16 protein-coding genes and 1 pseudogene are annotated in these 18,852 nt (G+C 57.7%); 12 read left to right on the forward strand and 5 right to left on the reverse strand.

Features of this window, described 5'->3' with window-relative positions; genetic code table 11:
• Nucleotides 1-2 precede the first annotated feature (2 nt).
• From BN873_RS00870 to BN873_RS18690, 7 genes are all read left to right on the forward strand, one after another.
• Nucleotides 3-578, forward strand: a complete 576-nt coding sequence (locus tag BN873_RS00870) for a DUF4390 domain-containing protein (RefSeq protein ID WP_048670006.1) — start codon at nucleotides 3-5, stop codon at nucleotides 576-578.
• Entirely contained in the window at nucleotides 566-2,803 is a 2,238-nt protein-coding gene (locus BN873_RS00875) for a sensor histidine kinase (protein ID WP_048670008.1), read from the forward strand. The genes BN873_RS00870 and BN873_RS00875 overlap by 13 nt, the downstream gene beginning before the upstream one ends.
• A complete protein-coding gene (locus BN873_RS00880) occupies nucleotides 2,800-4,170 on the forward strand; it encodes a sigma-54-dependent transcriptional regulator (RefSeq protein WP_048670009.1) in 1,371 nt (456 codons plus the stop codon). Before BN873_RS00875 ends, BN873_RS00880 begins: the two co-directional genes overlap by 4 nt.
• 9 nt (nucleotides 4,171-4,179) lie before the next feature.
• The gene (gene trkA / locus BN873_RS00885) at nucleotides 4,180-5,559 is read left to right on the forward strand and encodes a Trk system potassium transporter TrkA (RefSeq protein WP_048670010.1); all 1,380 of its coding nucleotides are present in this window, start codon (nucleotides 4,180-4,182) and stop codon (nucleotides 5,557-5,559) included.
• 121 nt (nucleotides 5,560-5,680) lie between these two features.
• Nucleotides 5,681-6,340, forward strand: a complete 660-nt coding sequence (locus BN873_RS00890; RefSeq protein WP_048670011.1) for a protein-L-isoaspartate O-methyltransferase family protein — start codon at nucleotides 5,681-5,683, stop codon at nucleotides 6,338-6,340.
• A gap of 102 nt (nucleotides 6,341-6,442) precedes the next feature.
• Nucleotides 6,443-7,987 (forward strand): TolC family outer membrane protein, encoded by a 1,545-nt coding sequence (locus BN873_RS00895; protein WP_048670013.1) that lies wholly within the window; start codon nucleotides 6,443-6,445, stop codon nucleotides 7,985-7,987.
• 28 nt (nucleotides 7,988-8,015) lie between these two features.
• On the forward strand, nucleotides 8,016-8,624 hold the full coding sequence (locus BN873_RS18690) for an RDD family protein (protein ID WP_053085192.1): 609 nt from the start codon (nucleotides 8,016-8,018) through the stop codon (nucleotides 8,622-8,624).
• Here the strand turns inward: BN873_RS18690 and lptG are convergent.
• Both lptG and lptF read right to left on the reverse strand, forming a co-directional pair.
• Nucleotides 8,577-9,641, reverse strand: coding sequence for an LPS export ABC transporter permease LptG (lptG, locus tag BN873_RS00905; protein WP_048670015.1), 1,065 nt, complete (start codon nucleotides 9,639-9,641; stop codon nucleotides 8,577-8,579). The genes BN873_RS18690 and lptG overlap by 48 nt on opposite strands.
• The gene (gene lptF / locus BN873_RS00910; protein ID WP_048670017.1) at nucleotides 9,638-10,753 is read right to left on the reverse strand and encodes an LPS export ABC transporter permease LptF; all 1,116 of its coding nucleotides are present in this window, start codon (nucleotides 10,751-10,753) and stop codon (nucleotides 9,638-9,640) included. Before lptF ends, lptG begins: the two co-directional genes overlap by 4 nt.
• A gap of 118 nt (nucleotides 10,754-10,871) precedes the next feature.
• Here lptF and BN873_RS00915 point away from each other — a divergent pair, with 118 nt between their 5' ends.
• The 5 genes and pseudogenes from BN873_RS00915 (at nucleotide 10,872) to BN873_RS00935 (ending at nucleotide 15,825) form a co-directional block, all read left to right on the forward strand.
• Nucleotides 10,872-12,383, forward strand: coding sequence for a leucyl aminopeptidase (locus BN873_RS00915; RefSeq protein ID WP_048670018.1), 1,512 nt, complete (start codon nucleotides 10,872-10,874; stop codon nucleotides 12,381-12,383).
• A 1-nt stretch (nucleotide 12,384) separates the two neighbouring features.
• Nucleotides 12,385-12,810, forward strand: coding sequence for a DNA polymerase III subunit chi (locus tag BN873_RS00920; RefSeq protein WP_048670020.1), 426 nt, complete (start codon nucleotides 12,385-12,387; stop codon nucleotides 12,808-12,810).
• A gap of 37 nt (nucleotides 12,811-12,847) precedes the next feature.
• On the forward strand, nucleotides 12,848-14,329 hold the full coding sequence (locus tag BN873_RS00925) for a helicase HerA-like domain-containing protein (protein WP_048670021.1): 1,482 nt from the start codon (nucleotides 12,848-12,850) through the stop codon (nucleotides 14,327-14,329).
• Nucleotides 14,330-14,432: 103 nt separating this feature from the next.
• Nucleotides 14,433-15,341: a GGDEF domain-containing protein gene (locus BN873_RS00930; RefSeq protein WP_320411691.1), complete on the forward strand. Its 909-nt coding sequence runs from the start codon at nucleotides 14,433-14,435 to the stop codon at nucleotides 15,339-15,341.
• A gap of 14 nt (nucleotides 15,342-15,355) precedes the next feature.
• Nucleotides 15,356-15,825 (forward strand): annotated as a pseudogene (locus BN873_RS00935) (macro domain-containing protein).
• 33 nt (nucleotides 15,826-15,858) lie between these two features.
• Here the strand turns inward: BN873_RS00935 and BN873_RS00940 are convergent.
• Genes BN873_RS00940 through BN873_RS00950 form a run of 3 tightly spaced genes read right to left on the reverse strand, consistent with a single transcriptional unit; the run spans nucleotide 15,859 to nucleotide 18,662 of the window.
• Nucleotides 15,859-16,662 carry a helical backbone metal receptor gene (locus BN873_RS00940; RefSeq protein ID WP_082161011.1) on the reverse strand — a complete coding sequence of 268 codons (804 nt, stop codon included), beginning with the start codon at nucleotides 16,660-16,662 and terminating at the stop codon, nucleotides 15,859-15,861.
• 35 nt (nucleotides 16,663-16,697) lie between these two features.
• Complete coding sequence (locus BN873_RS00945; RefSeq protein ID WP_048670023.1) at nucleotides 16,698-17,630, reverse strand: DUF2887 domain-containing protein; 933 nt, start codon at nucleotides 17,628-17,630, stop codon at nucleotides 16,698-16,700.
• A gap of 6 nt (nucleotides 17,631-17,636) precedes the next feature.
• Nucleotides 17,637-18,662, reverse strand: coding sequence for an AraC family transcriptional regulator (locus tag BN873_RS00950; protein ID WP_048670111.1), 1,026 nt, complete (start codon nucleotides 18,660-18,662; stop codon nucleotides 17,637-17,639).
• Nucleotides 18,663-18,852: the final 190 nt, after the last annotated feature.

The following is an 18,852-nucleotide window of genomic DNA, read 5'->3' on the forward strand; positions in this document are numbered from 1 at the left end:
CCATGCCCATTGTTAGGCAGCACGCTCAACGACTTGGTGTCGCCCCTCTGTTGTGGCTACTCTTGGGTTTGCTAAATCTCTCTGGGGCCTGGGCGGGCGGTTTTGAGGTCATCTCCGCCTCCACCAAGCTAGACAGTGGTCTTTACCGGCTCAGTGCGCGGATTGAGTACCATTTCAGCAAGCCCGCACTGGACGCGATGCAAAACGGGGTACCGCTGACCGTCGAAATCGAAATGGCGGTTCGCCGCCGACGGTCCTGGGCATGGGATGAAACGGTTTACAGCCTAAGCCAGCGCTTTCGGCTGGAGTATCACACCCTTAGTCGACAGTATCTGGTCAATAACCTCAACAGCGGTGAGCGTCGGGGCTTCCCCACCGGAAACGCTGCATTGCAATTCATCGGGCAAATCCATGACTTTCCTTTTTTAGATAAAGGGTTGTTATCGCCCAACGAACGCTATGAAGGCGCGCTGCGGGCTTGGCTCGATATCGAATCCCTGCCGGTGCCGCTACGGGTGCTTGCCTATCTCTCCGATGATTGGCGCCTGACGAGTGATTGGTACACATGGCCGCTTTGATCCGCCGGCTGGCCAGAGGTCAGGGACTGGCCCCCACGATTCTGCTGCTGGGCTTGCTGCTTGTGCTCTTAGTGTTGATGGGTCGCGCCACTACCAATTCAGCCCAGTTTGGCAAAATGTACTCCTGGCTGTTGCTGGTCAGCGCCGTCGGGCTTGCAGCGCTGGCTATCCTGATCCTGTACAACCTGGTTGGTCTGATCCGCCTGTACCGCCATCGTGTGCCCGGCTCGCGGCTGACCCTGCGCCTGGCCGGGATTTTCGCGCTGCTGGCCATCACTCCGGTAGCCTTGGTCTATGGTTTCTCGCTGCATTTTTTGCAACGCGGCATCGATAGCTGGTTCAACGTTCAGGTGGATCGTGGTCTGGAAGACGCACTTGAACTCAGCCGAACCGCGTTGGATTTGCGGATGCGTGAGGTGCTCAAGCAAACTGCCCGAACTGCTGAAAGGATGCTGGATAGCGACAGCGAGCAGCTTGGCCGCCAACTGGACGCCCAGCTTGATCTGGGCGAGGCCTCCGAACTGACCCTCTTCGGTCAGGGCGGCCGCATCATTGCCACCGCCACGATGGACCCCATGGCCATGCTGCCGCACTCTCCGCCGGAAACCGTCCTGCTGCAAGTTCGCCAAGGCCGTGCTTACGTCGGTTTGGAGCCAACCGGCGAAACCGGTTTTCATATTCGTGTCGTGGTCTCAGCCGGTCGCGTGGGCAACGAAGAGCGGCTGTTGCAAGCTTTAGTCCCGGTGACTGACCGTTTGAGCCTATTAGCCGATGCGGTCCAGGCCGCGTTTGATAGTTATCGAGAGCTGACGTTTCTGCGGGCGCCACTCAAGGTCAGCTTCACGCTGACGCTCTCGCTCGCTCTGCTGTTTGCGGTGCTGGCCGCCTTCTGGGCTGCGTTTTATACAGCGCGGCGACTGGTGCGACCACTGCGGGAATTGGCGGATGGAACCCAAGCCGTCGCCGCCGGCCAATTCAACAAACAACTGGCCGGTGCCGGCAGCGATGAGTTGGGATTTCTTGTGGAATCCTTCAACGAGATGACCCGTAATCTGGCTCAGGCGCGCGATGCGGCACAGCGCAGCCAAGCCTTGGTGGAAAGCCAGCGGGCGTATCTGGAAACCGTGCTGGCCCGGCTGTCATCGGGGGTGGTCATCATCGACCAAGGGGGCCATCTACAGACATGCAATACGGCTGCTAGCCAGTTACTTGGTGTGAAATTAGATGATTATCTCGGTGGCAATCCGCAATGGATCGCACAGACGCAACCGCTTCTACAGGACTTTATCGCCGCTATCGGCCCGCATTTGGAAACGACCGGCGACTGGCGCGAAGAAATTCCCTGGTTCGGCGCGACCGGTCGCCGCATCCTGATGTGTCGGGGCAGCGCTTTGCCGGACGCAGTAGGCCTGCGGGGTGGCCATGTCATCGTCTTCGACGATATCACCAACCTGGTGCGGGCCGAGCGCGAAGCCGCCTGGACTGAAGTGGCGCGGCGCCTAGCCCACGAGATCAAAAACCCGCTGACGCCTATCCAGTTGGCCGCCGAGCGCATCCGGCACAAGTATTTGAAACTGTTCGACGAGGAACAAGGTAAAGTCCTGGAACGCGGTACTCACACCATCGTCCAACAGGTACAAGCCATGAAGGAAATGGTCGATGCCTTCAACGAGTATGCCCGATCACCACGCCTGCAACTGGCTCCGCTAGAACTCAACGAATTCATCACCGAAGTCCTTTACCTGTATCGTGACTACCCGGCCGGCGTAGAAATCAAGCTTGAGTTAGCGCCAGAGCCTTTGCTCATCAATGGGGATAATGGCCGTCTACGGCAACTGCTGCATAACCTGGTCAAGAATGCCATCGAAGCCATGCGCGACGGCCAGGGATCTACGCTGTGGGTCAGTTCCCGCCGCGAACACGTTGCCGGAGCGGATTGCATCGAGCTGAGCGTGCGCGACAACGGCCCCGGCTTCCCGAATCATATCCTGGCCAGCGCCTTTGAGCCTTATGTGACTACCAAACCCAAGGGAACCGGATTAGGATTGGCGATAGTCAAAAAAATCGTCGAAGAGCACGGCGGCTGGATTCAGCTGGAAACCCCGGCGGACGGCGGCGCCCGCGTGTCGGTTCGCCTGCCGATTTTTCACGATCCCGCGCAGGCCGAGGCTTCGCCCATGCCCGCCCCGCCGTTGCATCATACCGATAAGGAGGACGACGCATGAGCGCGTCTTATATTCTGGTCGTCGATGACGAACCCGATATTCGTGACCTGGTAAAAGATATTTTGGAAGATGAAGGTTATGCGGTCACGACGGCCCAAAACGCCGCCGCCGCGCGGGAAGCCCGTCGCGCCCAGCGCCCCGATTTGATCTTGCTGGATATCTGGATGCCGGATACCGACGGCATCAGTTTGCTTAAGGAATGGAGTGAAGGTGATCACCTCCCCTGCCCCGTCATCATGATGTCTGGGCACGGCACGGTTGAAACGGCAGTGGAGGCCACCCGCCTGGGCGCCTACGATTTCATCGAAAAGCCGCTGTCGATGGCCAAGCTGTTGTTAACCGTCGAGCGGGCGCTGGATGCGGATCGGCTGGCGAAGGAAAACCTGAATCTGCGCCGCCAGCAGCGAATCATTGCCGAGCCGGTCGGCCGTAGCGAGGTGGTACAACGGCTTCGTGCGCAAGTTCTGCGCATCGCCCAACACGATGCTCCGGTGCTGATCTTTGGCGAACCCGGCACTGGCAAAGAAGTCTATGCTCGCTTTTTGCACGCGCATAGCCCACGCCGCGCCGGCCCGTTCATTGATGTCGGCGTTGGTTCCATCGCTCGTGAAAACGCCAGCCTGGAGTTGTTCGGCTCCGAGCAGGGCGACCGGGTGCATTACGGACGTCTGGAGCAGGCCAGCGGCGGCACGCTATTTTTGGATGAACTGGCCGATATGGATCTCGAAGCGCAGGCCAAACTCGCCAGCGCCCTGGAAAACGGCTCTTTCTTGCGCATCGGCGGCAAGGAACCGGTTCGGGTTAACGTGCGCGTGGCCGCTGCCACCCATCGTGATTTGGAGCAAGAAGTCGCAGTGGGGCATTTTCGCGAGGATCTGTACTATCAGCTCAACGTGGTGCCGATCAAGCTGCCCCCGCTGCGCGATCACATTGAGGATGTGCCGGAATTGCTGAATTATTACGTCGGCTATTTCGTCGATCAGGAAGGATTGACCTATCGTCATTTCACCCTGGCCGCGCAAAATCGGATGCGCAACTACAATTGGCCCGGCAATATCCGCGAACTTAAAAACCTGGTGCAGCGCCTGCTGATCCTGGGCGGTGAAGAAGAGATCACCCTGGACGAAGTAGACGCCGCCGTGCGCGGCATCACTGCCGTTAAAAACCAGGAGGTCGGCACCATCCCGTTAAACCTGCCACTACGGGAAGCGCGGGAACAGTTCGAGCGCACCTATCTCATGCAACAGTTCCGTGAATGCGAGGGCAACGTCGCTCGCTTGGCGGATCGGGTTGGGATGGAACGCACCAATCTCTACCGTAAGCTGCGCGCGTTGGGCATCGACCCCAAGAAAGCGCTCGATGAATGAGGAAAGCCTGTGAAGATCGTGATTCTCGGCGCCGGTCAGGTGGGCGGTTCAGTCGCCCACATTTTGGCCAGTGAAGCTAACGACGTGACCGTGGTCGATGCCAACGCCGAGCGCCTGCAAGCGTTGCAAGATCGGCTCGACATCCGCACGGTGCGCGGCCCAGCGTCTTATCCGACCGTTCTGGAGCAGGCCGGTACCGCCGACGCCGATATGCTGGTCGCGTTGACCGACAGCGATGAAACCAACATGATCGCCTGCCAGATCGCGCACACGCTGTTTAACACCCCCACCAAGATCGCACGGATACGATCCGGTAGTTATACCCTCTATCGCGAGCAGCTCTTCAAGGACGACGCGCTACCGGTAGACGTGATGATCAGTCCCGAACAACTGGTGACTGACTACATCCAGCGGATCATCGAGCACCCCGGCGCGCTTCAGGTATTGGATTTTGCCGAAGGCCAAGTGCGCCTGGTGGGCGTGCGAGCTTATGAGGGGAGCGCCCTGATTGGCCAGGCGTTGCGTACCTTGCCGGAGCGGATGCCAGGTATCGACACGCGGGTAGCAGCCATCTTTCGCCGGGGCAGCGCGATCATCCCCGAAGGTGACACGGTGATCGAAGCCGATGATGAAGTGTTTTTGATCGCCGCCCGCAAGAATACCCGCGTGATCGTTTCAGAGCTACGCAAGCTGGATCGGACGGTCAAGCGCATCATCATCGCCGGCGGTGGCCATATCGGTGCCCGCTTGGCGCAAGGGATGGAAGACCGTTTCCAGGTTAAGGTCATCGAACGTAACCCCGTCACCGCCAAGCGGTTATCCGAACAGTTGGATCGAGCCATCGTCCTGCACGGCGATGCCGCTGATGAGAACTTGCTGCGGCAGGAAAATATCGAGCACGTTGATGTGTATTGTGCCGTCACCAATGACGATGAGGCCAATATCCTCTCGGCCATGCAGGCCAAGCGCATGGGTGCCCGTAAGGTCATGGCGCTGATCAATCTTCTGTCTTACGTCGAACTGGTCGAATCCTCTGGCATCATTGATGTCGCCATTTCGCCGCAACAAGCCACCATCGGCAGCTTGCTCACCCATGTACGGCGCGGTGATGTGGTGAAGGTGCATTCGCTGCGGCGCGGCGCGGCTGAGGCGATTGAAGCCATCGCGCATGGCGACTACAAAACCTCGAAAGTCGTCGGCCGGCGGATTGAGGAAATCCGTTTGCCGCCGGGCACGACCATCGGCGCCATCGCGCGCGGCGATGAGGTTGTCATCGGTCACCACGATACGGTCATCGAAGCCGACGACCATGTGATTCTGTTTCTTATCGACAAGAAGCGGGTACCGGAGGTCGAACGGCTCTTTTCAGTCGGAGCAACTTTCTTGTAAGCCGTCGTCATCAAAAAGCCCTGTGCTAGAATGGGACACCCCTGAACCGGGAGGGGAATTTCGTTCCCGTGGTCTTCACCGTACTCCTAAGAACACCGCTAAACGCTGACAGGACCCGAACATGACCGCATTCAATCTCGAACTTGCCCGCCACAACATGATCGAACAGCAGATCCGGCCTTGGGAGGTCCTGGATCAGCGGGTGTTGGATACCCTCGCCGGTGTACCCCGCGAAGCATTCGTGCCGGAACGCTACCACAATGTGGCCTTCAGTGATGTCGCCATTCCCTTGGGTCATGGGGAATTTATGATGAAACCCAATCTGGAAGCCCGCCTCTTGCAAGCGCTCGCGGTGCAACCGGCCGATAACGTGCTGGAGGTCGGCACCGGCAGCGGGTTTTTGACCGCCTGCCTGGCGCGGCTAGCAAACAACGTCGTCAGCGTCGATATCGTCCCAGAATTCACCGAAACCGCACGTCACAAGCTCAAGGCGCATAGCTTCAGCAATATCGTTCTGCACAGCGGGGATGCCAGCCAGAGCTGGGGCGCCCACCGCTACAACGCCATTGCCTTGACCGGCTCGGTCGCAACCGTTACCGATGAATGGCGGCAGAGTCTGAGTCTGGGAGGGCGCTTGTTCGTGGTCGCAGGCAAAGCGCCGGCTCTACAAGCGTTGCTGATCACCCGGGTCGGTGAGCGTGAATGGGTTCAGGAAAGCCTGTTTGAGACTGATCTGGCGCCTCTGCGCAATGCGGCTCCGGCAAAAAAATTCGTCTTCTAGGCATCCATCAAAGCAGACGATCACGGCGCTAAGCGGTTCCCTGCCGTTTCGGCTCTCTGGTATATTAGCGTTTACTAATATCTGAGGGAAACTCTTTCAGTCATGATCAAGCTCCAGCGTCTGATGTTAGCCGGGATCATCGCCGCGTCGTGTAGCTGGTCGGCGGCAGCGGAGGACTTGTTGCAAGTTTACCGCCAGGCCGAAGAAAACGATCCGATCCTTAAGGCAGCGGTGGCCAATCGCGAAGCGGCTCAGGAAGCCACTCCACAGGCGCGGGCTTTATCTCTCCCGACTGTCGGAGCGACCCTGGAGCAAGGCCATGCCTTCGGGATCGAAGGCGCCGGCCCAGGGCCGTCATCGCTCGACAGTCACACCTACGGCGTCAGCCTGGTACAACCCCTTTATAACCGTAGCCATCATGTCAGAGAGCGGCTGGCGGAAGCGACCGCCGGCCAAGCGGATGTCAACCTCGGCAATACCCGCAACAGCCTGGCGTTACGGGTCGCCGAGGGTTATTTCGGGGTACTGGCAGCGTTGGATAACCTCACCTACGCCATCGCCGAAAAGAATGCGTTTGCGCGTCAGTTAGAGCAAGCCACCCGGCGCTTCGAAGTCGGACTGGCGACCATCACCGATGTGTATGACGCGCAGGCCCGCTTCGATATCGCCGTCTCCCAGGAGATCGATGGCACCAATAAACTGGCAGCCGCGCGCGAGCTGTTGCGCCAACTAACCGGCGAGGACTATGCACAACTCCAGGCCCTAACCGAGCGGATGCCGCTGGCGCTACCCGAACCGCACGATCCCGACGCATGGGTACGCATGGCACTGGAAAATAATCTGGCTTTGCGCAGTGCCGGATTCGAGGTCGATCAGGCGAGAGAAAACATCAAATTACAAAAAGCCGCGCATTATCCGACCGTGGATTTGCGGGTCAGCCGGTTCGATACCGATAACGGCCTCAACAGCAACACGGCCAGCAGTCAGATCAATCTGGCGCTGACCATTCCGCTCTACAGTGGCGGAGCGGTATCCTCACGCTCGCGCGAGGCCGCCTATAAATACGAAGCGGCTCGGCAAACATTTGAAAATCAGCAGCGCGAAATCATCCGCACTGTGCGCAACGCCTATCGTGGGCAGGAAACTGCCATCAGCCAGATCAAGGCGTTTGATCAGACTCGCACCTCCACCCGTAGCGCGTTGGAAGCCAATCAGGCCGGTTATGAGGTCGGCACCCGCACCATCGGCGATGTGCTGGATGCCGAGCGTAATCTCTATCTTGCCGAACGCAATTACGCCAATGCCCGCTACACCTACATCACCAATTATCTGTCGCTACGGCAAGCCGCAGGGCAATTGGCGGAAGTGGACATGGCGGAAATCAACCGTTGGCTGGGCAGCCCTCGCTCCACCAGCGGTGAATCGATTTTAACCCCACCACCGGTCGTCACTACCGATAGCACCAAGACGAAAGCGGCCGGTGAGAAAAAATCCGTCGCCAGCGATTCGGGTGGTGATAAAAAAGCCGCCGCTCAAACGACCGCCAGCGCGCCAACCTCACCCACCGTGAACCCTTCTGACAAGGCAAGCAGCGAGCACTCCAGCAAACCACGGCCCAAAAAGCGCCGGGCGGCTCGTGATCACTGATCAGCCTGGGTTCTTTTGGTAGCGACGTATGCCGGGGCCTGATGTGACCCTTGATCCTGCCAACCCACCGGCATCCGCTGCCGACGTACCGCCGGCTTTGCCGCTCCCGCGCGCCCGCTTGCCCCGCCGGTTGGCGGCGATTCTTTACGATAGCCTGCTGTTGGCGGGCGTGTTGTTGGTCGCCAGCGCCCTGGCTCTGGCGATAGCGGTCGCCGTGTGGGGCGGGGAAACCGTTACGCTCCATGACCCGCTACGGAGCAACCCCTTCTTTTCCATGTATTTGTTGCTGGTCTGCTTTCTCTTCTACGGTGGGTTTTGGGTCCATGGTGGCCAAACCCTGGGAATGCGTGCCTGGCGGATTCAGGTGCGGCGGTACGATGGCAACGGGATCGGTTGGTGGCAAGCGCTGGCGCGTTTCCTCGTCGGTGGCCTTTGGCTCGCGCCCCTGCTCTACCTACACCGGGCGCTGGGGGCAACCGTACTAAGTCTGAGTGCCGGCTTGCTCTCCTTGATCATGATCCAGGCGCTGCGCCTGCCTGATCAGGTTTCATCCACCGAATTGTTAATGCTGCCCAAGCGCACCAGCCGTTCATCGCAAGCGATTCAAGGCCAGGAAACCGGCACCCAAAAACAATAACGATGGCAAAATCGCGCCCAGCAGTGGCGGATAGCCATACAACAGCACCACATTGCCCAACAAATAATTGACTAGAAAAAACGCCAGGCCGAGTAAGAGGCCGATCAGCAGGCGCTGACCGGTACCGGCCGAGCGTTGCGGGCCAAATACGAACGGCATACCGACAACGAGCATGGCCAGATAGGTAAGCGGTGCCAGGAGTTTACGCCACAGGGCCAGCCGGTGGCTCGCAGCATCCAAACCGTTGCGCTCCAGATAACCGACATAAACCCACAGATCCCGAATCGACAAGTCGTTGGGATTCGCTGCCAACACATCCAGTACCTTGGGGCTGATCTCCGAAACCAACGCCAAGTCATTCAACCGCTCGCTATGTACCCTATCATCACTTAAGGTACTGCGGTCTATACCCTCTAAAACCCAACGGCCTTCCTGATAACGCGCTCCTTGAGCAGCTGTCACCGCCTCTAGCTGATCCTGCGGCCCGATCTTGAAAATGTGAATGTCCACCAAACGGATGCCAGGTAGCACCGCCCGCACATGGATAAAGTAATCGCCATCGCGTGCCCAAAAACCCCGACCACCGCGAATAGCCATACCCTCACTCTTCGCCGTCGCGCGCTGCTCGCTGGCTATTTGCTCCAATGGCGGCGCGACGAACTCGCCGATAGCCAACACCACCAAGCTGAGCAGAAACCCCGCTTGTAGGGCGGAACGGGTTAGCCGAGTGAGCGATACACCAGCCGCCCGCATGACGATCAACTCACTGCCACTAGCCAGGGCACCCATCCCCAGCAAGCCGCCAACCAGCAACGCCATCGGAAAGAGTTCGTATAAGCGCTGCGGCTGCACCAGGAGAAGGTAACGGATAATCGCCGCGAAATCGTAGTGGTTCTTGCCGACCTGCTCCAATTCCACCAGCAAGCCGAGGAAGGATTCCAGCAGCAGCAACACCAGCAGCGCCACTAAGGTTGCACTGGCGACGGTACGGAAGATATACCGATCCAGAATCCTCATGCGCGACCAGCGCGCCAGTGTGCCGGGTTCAACAACCCTAAACCTCGACTGCCAACGTAATGGTGCAGCAATAGACCAAGGCCAAGTAGCAGGAACACACCATGCACCCACCACAAACCGAGTCCGGCGCCGATGATGCCGTGGCTGAGCCAGGATTCGCCAACTCCCACCAGGTTGAAATTGATCGCGTAAATCAGCACGCCGGCCACAATCCGGCCATAGCGGCCCTCGCGCGGCTTAGATCGGGCCAGCAAAGGCGCCCACAAGGCAATGACCAGGACTTGGACTGGGCTATTAAGGCGCATTTGGAATTCGGCGATGTGATCGGGTTCTTTCGAACTCCACAACTGCGAGGTGGCAATCGTTTCCCGGTTACGCCACTCTTGCCGAGGCGGCGCCGTATCCACCCGCACCGTCCCACGTTCGAAGCGTAAGACTTCGTAATCACCCCGGCCGGGCGTCCCCCGGTAACGATAGCCATGATCCAGGACGATATGGCGGATACCGTCCTCGCCGGTTTCCTGGTGGCCGCGCTCACCGGTCGTGATGCTGATATCGCCATCCGGCTCACGGGTTTGAATAAACACATGGCGCAGTTCACGCTCGTCTAAGGCGCCGATATAAACGACATGTCGGCCATTGAGTACCTCGCGGAAGGTCCCCGGTGTGAACATCGAAGCTTCCGCCTCCTTACGTGCCCTGGCCAAAACTTCGAACTGCCAATCCATCGTCAGCGGCACCACCATTAAGGAGAGAACAGCGGTGAAGGATGCCAGCGGTGCTGCCAGCAGTAAAACTGCTCGATAGACGGATAGCGGACCGTAGCCGCACGCTGCCAAGGCGGTCATTTCATGGTCGCGATACAAGCGACCCAGCGTCAGCATGATGCTCAGCAGGAACCCCAAAGGGATGAGCACGACCAAAAAATGACTGGCCTGTAATCCGATTAATAGAAAAATGGAATCCCGTGCCAAGAGTCCGCTGGCGGCTTTACTTAAATAACCTGCCAGCCGATGACTCAGCACCATTGCCAACAGAACCAGCACGGTTGCCAGGAAAGTCAGGCCGATCTCACGGATCAGATAACGGTCGATGATAGAGATAGAGGGCACGGCTAGTGAGCTATCTGGGGTACGACTGTGAGACGGCACGGTTTCTCGCTAAACTCATTAAAATTTGTTACCTGGTTTCCATGCGGGAACCCCCGTCGATCAGAGGAGTAGCCTACCGATGGAATTTTCGGTCAAAAGCGGCACCCCAGAAAAACAACGTACCGCTTGCTTAGTACTCGGCATCTATGAATCGCGGCGCCTGACCTCAGCCGCCGAACAGTTTGACACTGCCTGTGGCGGTTATCTCAGTACCTTACTACGCCGGGGCGACCTGGAAGGCAAACCGGGCCAGTCACTCTTGCTGTTCAATATTCCTAACGCCTCCTGCGAGCGGGTACTGCTGATCGGCTGCGGCCGGGAACGCGAAATCGACGACCGCCGCTTCCATAAAATTGCCGCCCATGTTGCGACCACGCTCAACGAGACCGGTGCCGCCGATGCGACCATTTATCTCACCGATCTGGCGGTACGGGGCCGCGATCTTAACTGGAAGATTCGGCAGATGGTAGAAGCCGTTGAAACGGCGCAATACCGCTTCGATCAGCTTAAAAGCAAAAAAGACCCGGCCCGCCGACCATTACGCAAGATTATACTCAGCGTACCTGGTCGGCGGGAACTGCCGTCAGCCGAACAAGCCATCAACGAGGGCGTGGCGATTGCCGCTGGTAGTGCCTTGGCCAAGGACTTGGGCAATCTGCCGGCCAATATCTGTACCCCGACTTATCTGGCTGAACAAGCCCTGGCCTTAGCGCAGGCTTTTCGGACCCTGCGCGTCAAGATACTGGAAGAAGCTGACATGGAACAGTTGGGTATGGGCGCGCTGCTGTCGGTGACGCGGGGCAGCGCGCAACCGGCCAAACTGATCCGGCTCGATTATCGACAAGGACCGGCGCCGGCAAAACCTTATGTGCTGGTCGGCAAAGGGGTGACTTTCGACACCGGCGGCATCTCGCTAAAACCCGGCGAGGGCATGGACGAAATGAAATTCGACATGTGTGGAGCCGCCAGCGTATTGGGAACGCTGCGGGCCTGCGCCGAGTTGCAATTGCCCTTGAATGTGACCGGTTTAATCCCGACGGTGGAAAATATGCCGGGGGGTCGGGCCAGTCGGCCAGGCGATATCGTCACCAGCCTATCCGGCCAGACCATCGAAATTTTGAACACCGACGCCGAGGGTCGCTTGATCCTGTGCGATGCCCTGACCTACGCCGAGCGCGACGAACCAGCGGCGGTGATTGACATCGCCACGTTGACCGGCGCTTGTATCATCGCGCTCGGTCGGCATCCGCATGGCCTGTTCAGCAATCATTCCCCGCTGGCTAATGCGCTGCTCGCTGCCGGTCAGGCTGCTTATGATCGGGCGTGGGAACTGCCGCTGTGGGACGACTATCAGGAAGGACTCGACAGCAATTTCGCCGATATCGCCAATATTTCAGGTAGCCGGGATGGCGGCGCGATCATGGGAGCTTGTTTCCTGTCACGCTTCACCAAGAAGTTCCATTGGGCGCATCTGGACATCGCTGGCACTGCCTGGAAAACCGGCAAGGCCAAGGGCGCAACCGGTCGGCCCGTGCCATTATTGACCCAGTATTTACTGGATCGGGCGGCTGAAACCAAAGAGAAATCATGACGTGACGCGCGTCGATTTCTACGTCCTGCCCGATCAAAAAGATAATGGCCGCGTGCTATTGGCCTGCCGTTTGATCGACAAAGCCTACCATCTGGGCCATACCCTGTACGTTCTCGCCGCCTCCGAAGCCCAGGCGGCGGCACTGGATGATCTGCTGTGGACCTTCCGGCAGGACAGCTTCATCCCGCACGAACGCTACCCGCTGACCGGTGAGAACGATTCGCCGATCCTGATCGGCACCCGCTTAGCGCCCGACCGCCACGCGCAGGTGCTGATTAATTTCAGCAACGAACTGCCGGAAGATTTTGCACGTTTTGAGCGGGTGGTCGAGTTAGTGGATCAAAGCCCGGAGGTATTGGCGAAATCGCGCGAGCGGTTCCGGCGGTATCGAGACCATGGCTTGACCCCGGAAACTCACAAGCTCTAGCCCACCCGCCACCACCCCCTTTCACAGAGACACGGCCATGAACGATATCTATGTAGGCAAAGGCGACCAGGACGTTTACCTGCTCGGCAAGTACGCCAACCGCCACGGTCTGATCGCTGGAGCCACCGGAACCGGCAAATCGGTATCGTTGATGGTGTTGGCGGAAGGCTTTTCGCGCTTGGGCGTGCCGGTATTCCTGGCCGATGTCAAAGGCGATCTGGCGGGCCTAAGTCAGCCTGGCCAAGCCAGTGACAAGGTGCAGAATCGACTCAAAAAACTGGGCGTCAAGGACTGGTCGGCGCAGGCTAATCCGGTGGTGTTTTGGGATTTGTACGGCAAGAACGGTCATCCGGTGCGCACCACGATTTCGGAGATGGGCGCACCTCTGTTGGCGCGCGTGTTCGAGCTAAACGACACCCAGGAAGGGGTGCTGACAGTGGCGTTCAAGGTCGCTGATGATAACGGGCTGCTGTTGCTTGATCTGGATGATCTGCGCTCGATGCTGGCTTTTGTCAGTGAGAACGCCAAGGAGATTTCCGGCAAATACGGTCTGGTCAGTACCCAATCCATTGGTGCGATTCAGCGGGCGGTGCTGTGCCTGGAGCAGGAAGGCGGCGATCAATTCTTTGGCGAACCGGCGCTTGATCTGGCGGATTTTATGCGCCGCGATCTGACCGGGCGGGGCGTGGTCAATGTTCTGGCGGCTGAATCGCTGATTCATAAACCACGCTTATACGCCACGTTCCTGCTGTGGATGTTGTCGGAGTTGTTCGAGAATTTGCCGGAAGTGGGTGATGTCGAGGTGCCGAAACTGGTGTTTTTCTTCGATGAGGCGCATTTGTTGTTCGCGGATGCGCCCGATTCGTTGCGCCAACGGATCGAACAGGTGGTGCGCTTGATCCGTTCCAAAGGCGTCGGCGTCTATTTTATCTCGCAATTGCCCGATGACGTGCCGGATCAGGTGCTGGGCCAACTGGGTAATCGCCTGCAACATGCCTTGCGCGCCTTCACCCCACGCGATCAGAAAGCGGTCAGAACGGCTGCTGAAACCTTCCCGCCAAACAAGCGCTTGAATGTGGCGGAGATCATCACCCAGCTTGGCGTCGGTGAGGCGCTGGTGACGACTTTGCAAGAAGGTGGTGTACCGTTGCCGGTGGAACGGACGTTGATCGTGCCGCCGCATTGCCGGATCGGCGCCATCAGCGAACAGGAACGGGCCAGTGTGCGGCAACTTTCGCCGATTGGCGGTAAATACGATACGGCCGTCAATCGGGAATCGGCTCATGAACGGCTTCAGCAACGTGCGGAAGCAATGGCAATTGCGGAACCAAAAGCCAAGGCTAAAGCGGCTACCCAGGAAGATGAAGGTATTGGTGGTTTAGTGAAAGATTGGCTGTTTGGCACCAGTCGCCGCCAAGGGGCCTTAGAGGCGATGGCGAAATCCACCCTGCGCACCGCAGGCAATCAATTAGGGAAGCAGATTTTAAGAGGGGTGTTGGGGAGTATTATGAAGCGCTAGAGCTTCAGTGGATTACACTTATAGGTATTATCCGTCGCTATCTCAAGGCTACAGTTCGTGAATTCTTTCTATCGCCTATTTCCGGCATTCCCGAATACCATTAATGACCATGTTTATCCCTGAGCAGATCTTGGCCGTTTTGGCGGCTTTGCCGGACCCCACCTTTATTCTCACGCGCAGCGGACGCTATGTCGCCGTCTTTGGTGGCTCGGATTCCCGCTATTACCATGACGGTACCAATCTTGTTGGCCGTTTCATTACCGAAGTAGTAGATCAAGAAAGGGCCGCCTGGATTCTCAGTTGTATTGAAAAGACCTTAGACAGCAATGGTTTACAGATTGTCGAATACGGCCTTGCTGGAAATGATATTAAGGGCTTAAATGCTGAAGGCCCAGCAGAATCCATCTGGTTTGAAGGCCGTATTCAGAAACTCAATTTTCGCGTAGATGGAGAAGAAGCCGTATTGTGGGTAGCAAGTAACATCACCGCTCGTCATCGCTTAGAGGAACAGCTACGAGAACAGAGTGAAACCGATCCACTGACTGGATTAGCCAATCGCCGTAAACTCATACAGAGCATGAAAAGTCATCATGATCTGTATACACGCTACCGCATTCCAACTGCCATCTTGGCCTTTGATATCGATTATCTTAAGAACATCAATGATCATCATGGCCACTTGATTGGCGATAAGGTCATCATTGCGCTCGCCAACGTTTGCAAAAAGGAACTGCGCACGACCGATTTGCCAGCACGTTTTGGCGGAGATGAATTTGTCGTGCTATTGCCTCAAACTGACGTACAACATGCTTACCGCATGGCTGAAAGAATTAGAGAACAAGCGGCCTGCACATTTTGCGAGTTAAATATCACTGGAACTAACGCAAGCGTCAGCATCGGCTTAAGTGAGTTTCATGCTGAAGACTTAAGCGCTGAAGCGGCGCTTGATCGAGCGGATAACGCGCTCTATAGCGCCAAGATGCAGGGTCGTAATCGCGTGGTTATTTTCTGACGAATGCTTGTACTATGCATCTGACTGTGACTGAAGGTGATTTGTTGGATCAAGATGTTGAGGTTATCGTCAATGCCTGGAATCGTAACTTCATTCCTTGGTGGCTTTTATGGTCACAAGGTGTTTCAGGAGCCATCAAACGACGCGCAGGCTATCAGCCTTTCCGCGAATTAAACCGTTTCGGAATCATTCCGCTGGGTGGAGCGGTCATTACGAGTGCAGGACACTTGCCATTTAAAGCTATCATTCATGTCGCCGGTCTTAATATGCTGTGGATGACCTCAGAAACCGCTATTCGTAACTGCGTCCGTAATGCCCTGATCCTAGCCCAACAAAACGGCTATCGCTCTATTGCTTTTCCGTTAATTGGTGCCGGTACTCGCGGTATGAAGGCCGGCAGGTGCTGAAGCTGATGCAAGAATCAGCTGTACAAGTCGATTATGCTGGAGAAGTGCGGTTTATTAGGTTCAAAAGCCACAGATAAGTGGAATGCATTACCTTCCACAATTTCATCACATCAATATTCGCGTACCAATTGCTGCAAATACTGCAATCCCTGAATCGCCCGGCTGCCATACCACGAACTCATTTCCCCGTCGATCAGCCGCAATTTTTCCAGCGGACAATCATAATCGCGAGCGAAGGTTTCTAAATCCTCCGGCACAAACCGATACGGTTCGCTGCTGAATAGAACTAGATCGACCGAACCCAACAGCGTCGGAGTGATTTCCAACTTCGGATAACGCGCTTCGGATTCGACCGGCAAGGTCTCCCAACCCACTAACCCCAACATTTTGGAAATATAAGTCTCGCGGCTGATCCCCATCCACGGCTTGCGCCAGATCAAATACAGCACCCGCCTCTGAGGCCAAACCGCTTGTCGTAACTCTGCCAAGGTTCGCTCGAACCGCCCAGCCAGAGCCTCCGCCTCCGCCGTTCGGTTGAAAATTCCCCCGATCAACCGATACAGCGGCACGTTGTCTTCCGGGGTCAGCGGATGCGTCACGATGACCTTATAGCCGTCGGCCATCAACCGTTCCGCCAACTCGCGCGGATTCTCATCGACATTCACGATGACATGCGTCGGTTGCAGCGCTTGCAAGCGGGCGTAACGAACTTTCTTGGTGCCGCCGACACTCGGCAATTTCGCCACCAAATGCGGCGGATGAACACAATAATGGGTGCGGCCCACCAATTGATCGCCCAACTTCAACACGAACAGCAACTCGGTGATGCTCGGAACGAGCGACACGATCCGCGCCGGCGCGGTTACGGGTTCATGCCGGACGCCGATAGCGTCGGTCAGAGTGTCTAACTGCATGTCCACCGCGCGCCGCTACTTACCCAACCGAGCCATCAGGCCGCCGGATCGGCGTGAACGTCTAACCAAGCCGCCAGATCGTCCACCGTCTGAAAATCGAGCAAGGCTTCCGCCAGACTTTCGGCAATCTTCAGTGGCAGACGGCGAATCTTGCGGGCGTGCTTGACCGGCACCCGGCCGAAGCGGCGTTGTAACTGCCTTGAAATCAACGCCACACATTCCTCTTGCCGACCTTCTTGGCGGCCCTCTTGGCGGCCTTCCTGCCGACCTTCCTGCCGACCTTCCTGCCGACCTTCCTGCCGACCTTCGGCAAACACCTCTTGATAAAAGACGCTTTTCTTCAAATCGGCGTGAGTAAATCCGAGCATGGCTTGAATCTCCTGACGGGTCAGCTTGGGTAAACGATAGACCAGAATCGTTTCGATCAAATCCAAAACCTCGACCAAAGGCAAGGTCGAGGGTTTGCCGGCCGCTCGAAGCTGCCGCGTCAAACGGTGCGCTTGTTCGGCGGCGGCCTGGGGCGCGGCGACCAACAATTGCAGCAATTGCAAACCGAGGCTCGGCGCGGCGACCGCCGCCAAATCCTCCAGATAAACCCGCCGTACCTCCGGCAAGGCTAACAGCGAACCATAACAGGGATCCAGCCGCTCGATGGCGCGGCGCGGGTACAGCACCAGCGCCCGCCAGAGCGGCCGAGGCTTGCAGCGGTACAAGTACAAAAAGATTTCCGAGAAGAACCGGCCGTAAAAATCCTCGTCGGGCTGAGCTTGCGCTTCCAGAAAAATCAGCGGCGCGGCCGGATCGTCGGTCGGCGGGATCAGCAGGCCGTCTAGCCGGAAAGCCGTTTGTTTCACCTCCTCGGCGCGAAAGCCGTAGCCGGCGGGATTGGCGACCGTAACGCCGGCCAATTCCAAAGCCAGCGTCGGCAAAGTACTGAAGATTCGATAAAACAGATTGTCCGTTTTCATCGACCGTCACGCGCCGAAATCTCGGCCGTTGTCCCGAAACGACTCCGGCGTGGCTCCGGTCCAGTGCTTGAACGCGCGCGAAAAACTCTTTTCGCTGAGAAAACCCACCGCCCGCGCGATTTGCTTGATCGGCTTGGACGTGCGATGGAGCAATTCGACCGCCCGCTCCCGCCGCGCTTCATCCTTCAACGCCTGCACCGACGCGCCTTCATCCCGCAACTGCCGGTGCAAAGTGCGGGGTGACACATGCAATGCTCTGGCGATGGATTCTCCAGTGTGTCCGCCTTCCGGTTGCGCTTTCAACAGCTCCCGCACCCGCTGCACCAGCAAGCGATCCCGCCGGTAGGGAAACAGGGTCAGAGGCAACGCTTGCTGCAACATCTTGTTTAAGGCGCGGTCGTCGCGCCGCACCGACAGCGCGGCGTATTGCGGATCGAAACTCAATCGGGCGACCGGCGCTTCGAAGTGCAGCGGGCCGGGGAACAGGGTCTGATAAACGCCGAGGTGTTCCGGAACCGGAAAGGGAAAACCGGTTTCCAGCAGCGGAATCCGCGAATTGATCAACCAGCACGCATAACCCAGAACGTAGCGAAACAGGGTCGCAAAGCAGAACTCGGCCATCTCGCCCAAGTCCCGATGGACCTCGATAGCGACCGTCGCCGCGTCCAAATCGACGTTGAAATGCAGGCTGATGTCGTCTGCCAACAGCCGGTGGTGGCGGCACCAGCGCTTCAAGGCGATTTCCAGCGTCGGCGAACTGAGCGACGCCCGGCACAGCATCCCGTAACTGCCCCACGGCAGGCGGCGCGAAAACCAGCCCAGCGCCTCGTCGTCCAATTCCTTGATGGCGATGCCGAACAGGGTTTGCATTTGCCAGCCCGTGACCCGGTTGGCCGGATCCAACAAAAATTCCGGCGTCAGCCGCGCCCGGCGCAGGGCGGGTTCGGGGTCTTGGCCGTAGCGTCGATAGGCGGCGGTGATCGCGCGGATAAAGGCGACCGGCGTGACCGCCACCTCGGAAACGGAAGGCATGCCTCTTGAGCCCACAACGGTTGCATAGTCAATACCGAGCTTAATGAATCTGGCAGAAATTGCAACTTGAGTGGCAAAGTCACTGGCAAAGTTTGCAACCTGATTGACCAACATCGCCGAGCGATTATCACTATGATTACTATATAACGCCAAAGCCAGCGCCGACCGTTCGCCGAGGCTTTGACAATAC

The organism is Candidatus Competibacter denitrificans Run_A_D11 (assembly GCF_001051235.1).
GTDB lineage: Bacteria > Pseudomonadota > Gammaproteobacteria > Competibacterales > Competibacteraceae > Competibacter_A > Competibacter_A denitrificans.

Bases quoted from the DNA above. Each gene is read 5' to 3' on its own strand.
- BN873_RS00880 (WP_048670009.1), top strand. From the start codon at position 2,800: ATGAGCGCGTCTTATATTCTGGTCGTCGATGACGAACCCGATATTCGT.
- BN873_RS18690 (WP_053085192.1), top strand. From the start codon at position 8,016: ATGCCGGGGCCTGATGTGACCCTTGATCCTGCCAACCCACCGGCATCC.
- BN873_RS00915 (WP_048670018.1), top strand. From the start codon at position 10,872: ATGGAATTTTCGGTCAAAAGCGGCACCCCAGAAAAACAACGTACCGCT.
- BN873_RS00895 (WP_048670013.1), top strand. From the start codon at position 6,443: ATGATCAAGCTCCAGCGTCTGATGTTAGCCGGGATCATCGCCGCGTCG.
- BN873_RS00930 (WP_320411691.1), top strand. From the start codon at position 14,433: ATGACCATGTTTATCCCTGAGCAGATCTTGGCCGTTTTGGCGGCTTTG.
- BN873_RS00890 (WP_048670011.1), top strand. From the start codon at position 5,681: ATGACCGCATTCAATCTCGAACTTGCCCGCCACAACATGATCGAACAG.
- BN873_RS00870 (WP_048670006.1), top strand. From the start codon at position 3: ATGCCCATTGTTAGGCAGCACGCTCAACGACTTGGTGTCGCCCCTCTG.
- BN873_RS00945 (WP_048670023.1), bottom strand. From the start codon at position 17,630: ATGAAAACGGACAATCTGTTTTATCGAATCTTCAGTACTTTGCCGACG.
- BN873_RS00875 (WP_048670008.1), top strand. From the start codon at position 566: ATGGCCGCTTTGATCCGCCGGCTGGCCAGAGGTCAGGGACTGGCCCCC.
- BN873_RS00950 (WP_048670111.1), bottom strand. From the start codon at position 18,662: ATGCCTTCCGTTTCCGAGGTGGCGGTCACGCCGGTCGCCTTTATCCGC.
- BN873_RS00940 (WP_082161011.1), bottom strand. From the start codon at position 16,662: ATGCAGTTAGACACTCTGACCGACGCTATCGGCGTCCGGCATGAACCC.
- lptG (WP_048670015.1), bottom strand. From the start codon at position 9,641: ATGAGGATTCTGGATCGGTATATCTTCCGTACCGTCGCCAGTGCAACC.
- BN873_RS00925 (WP_048670021.1), top strand. From the start codon at position 12,848: ATGAACGATATCTATGTAGGCAAAGGCGACCAGGACGTTTACCTGCTC.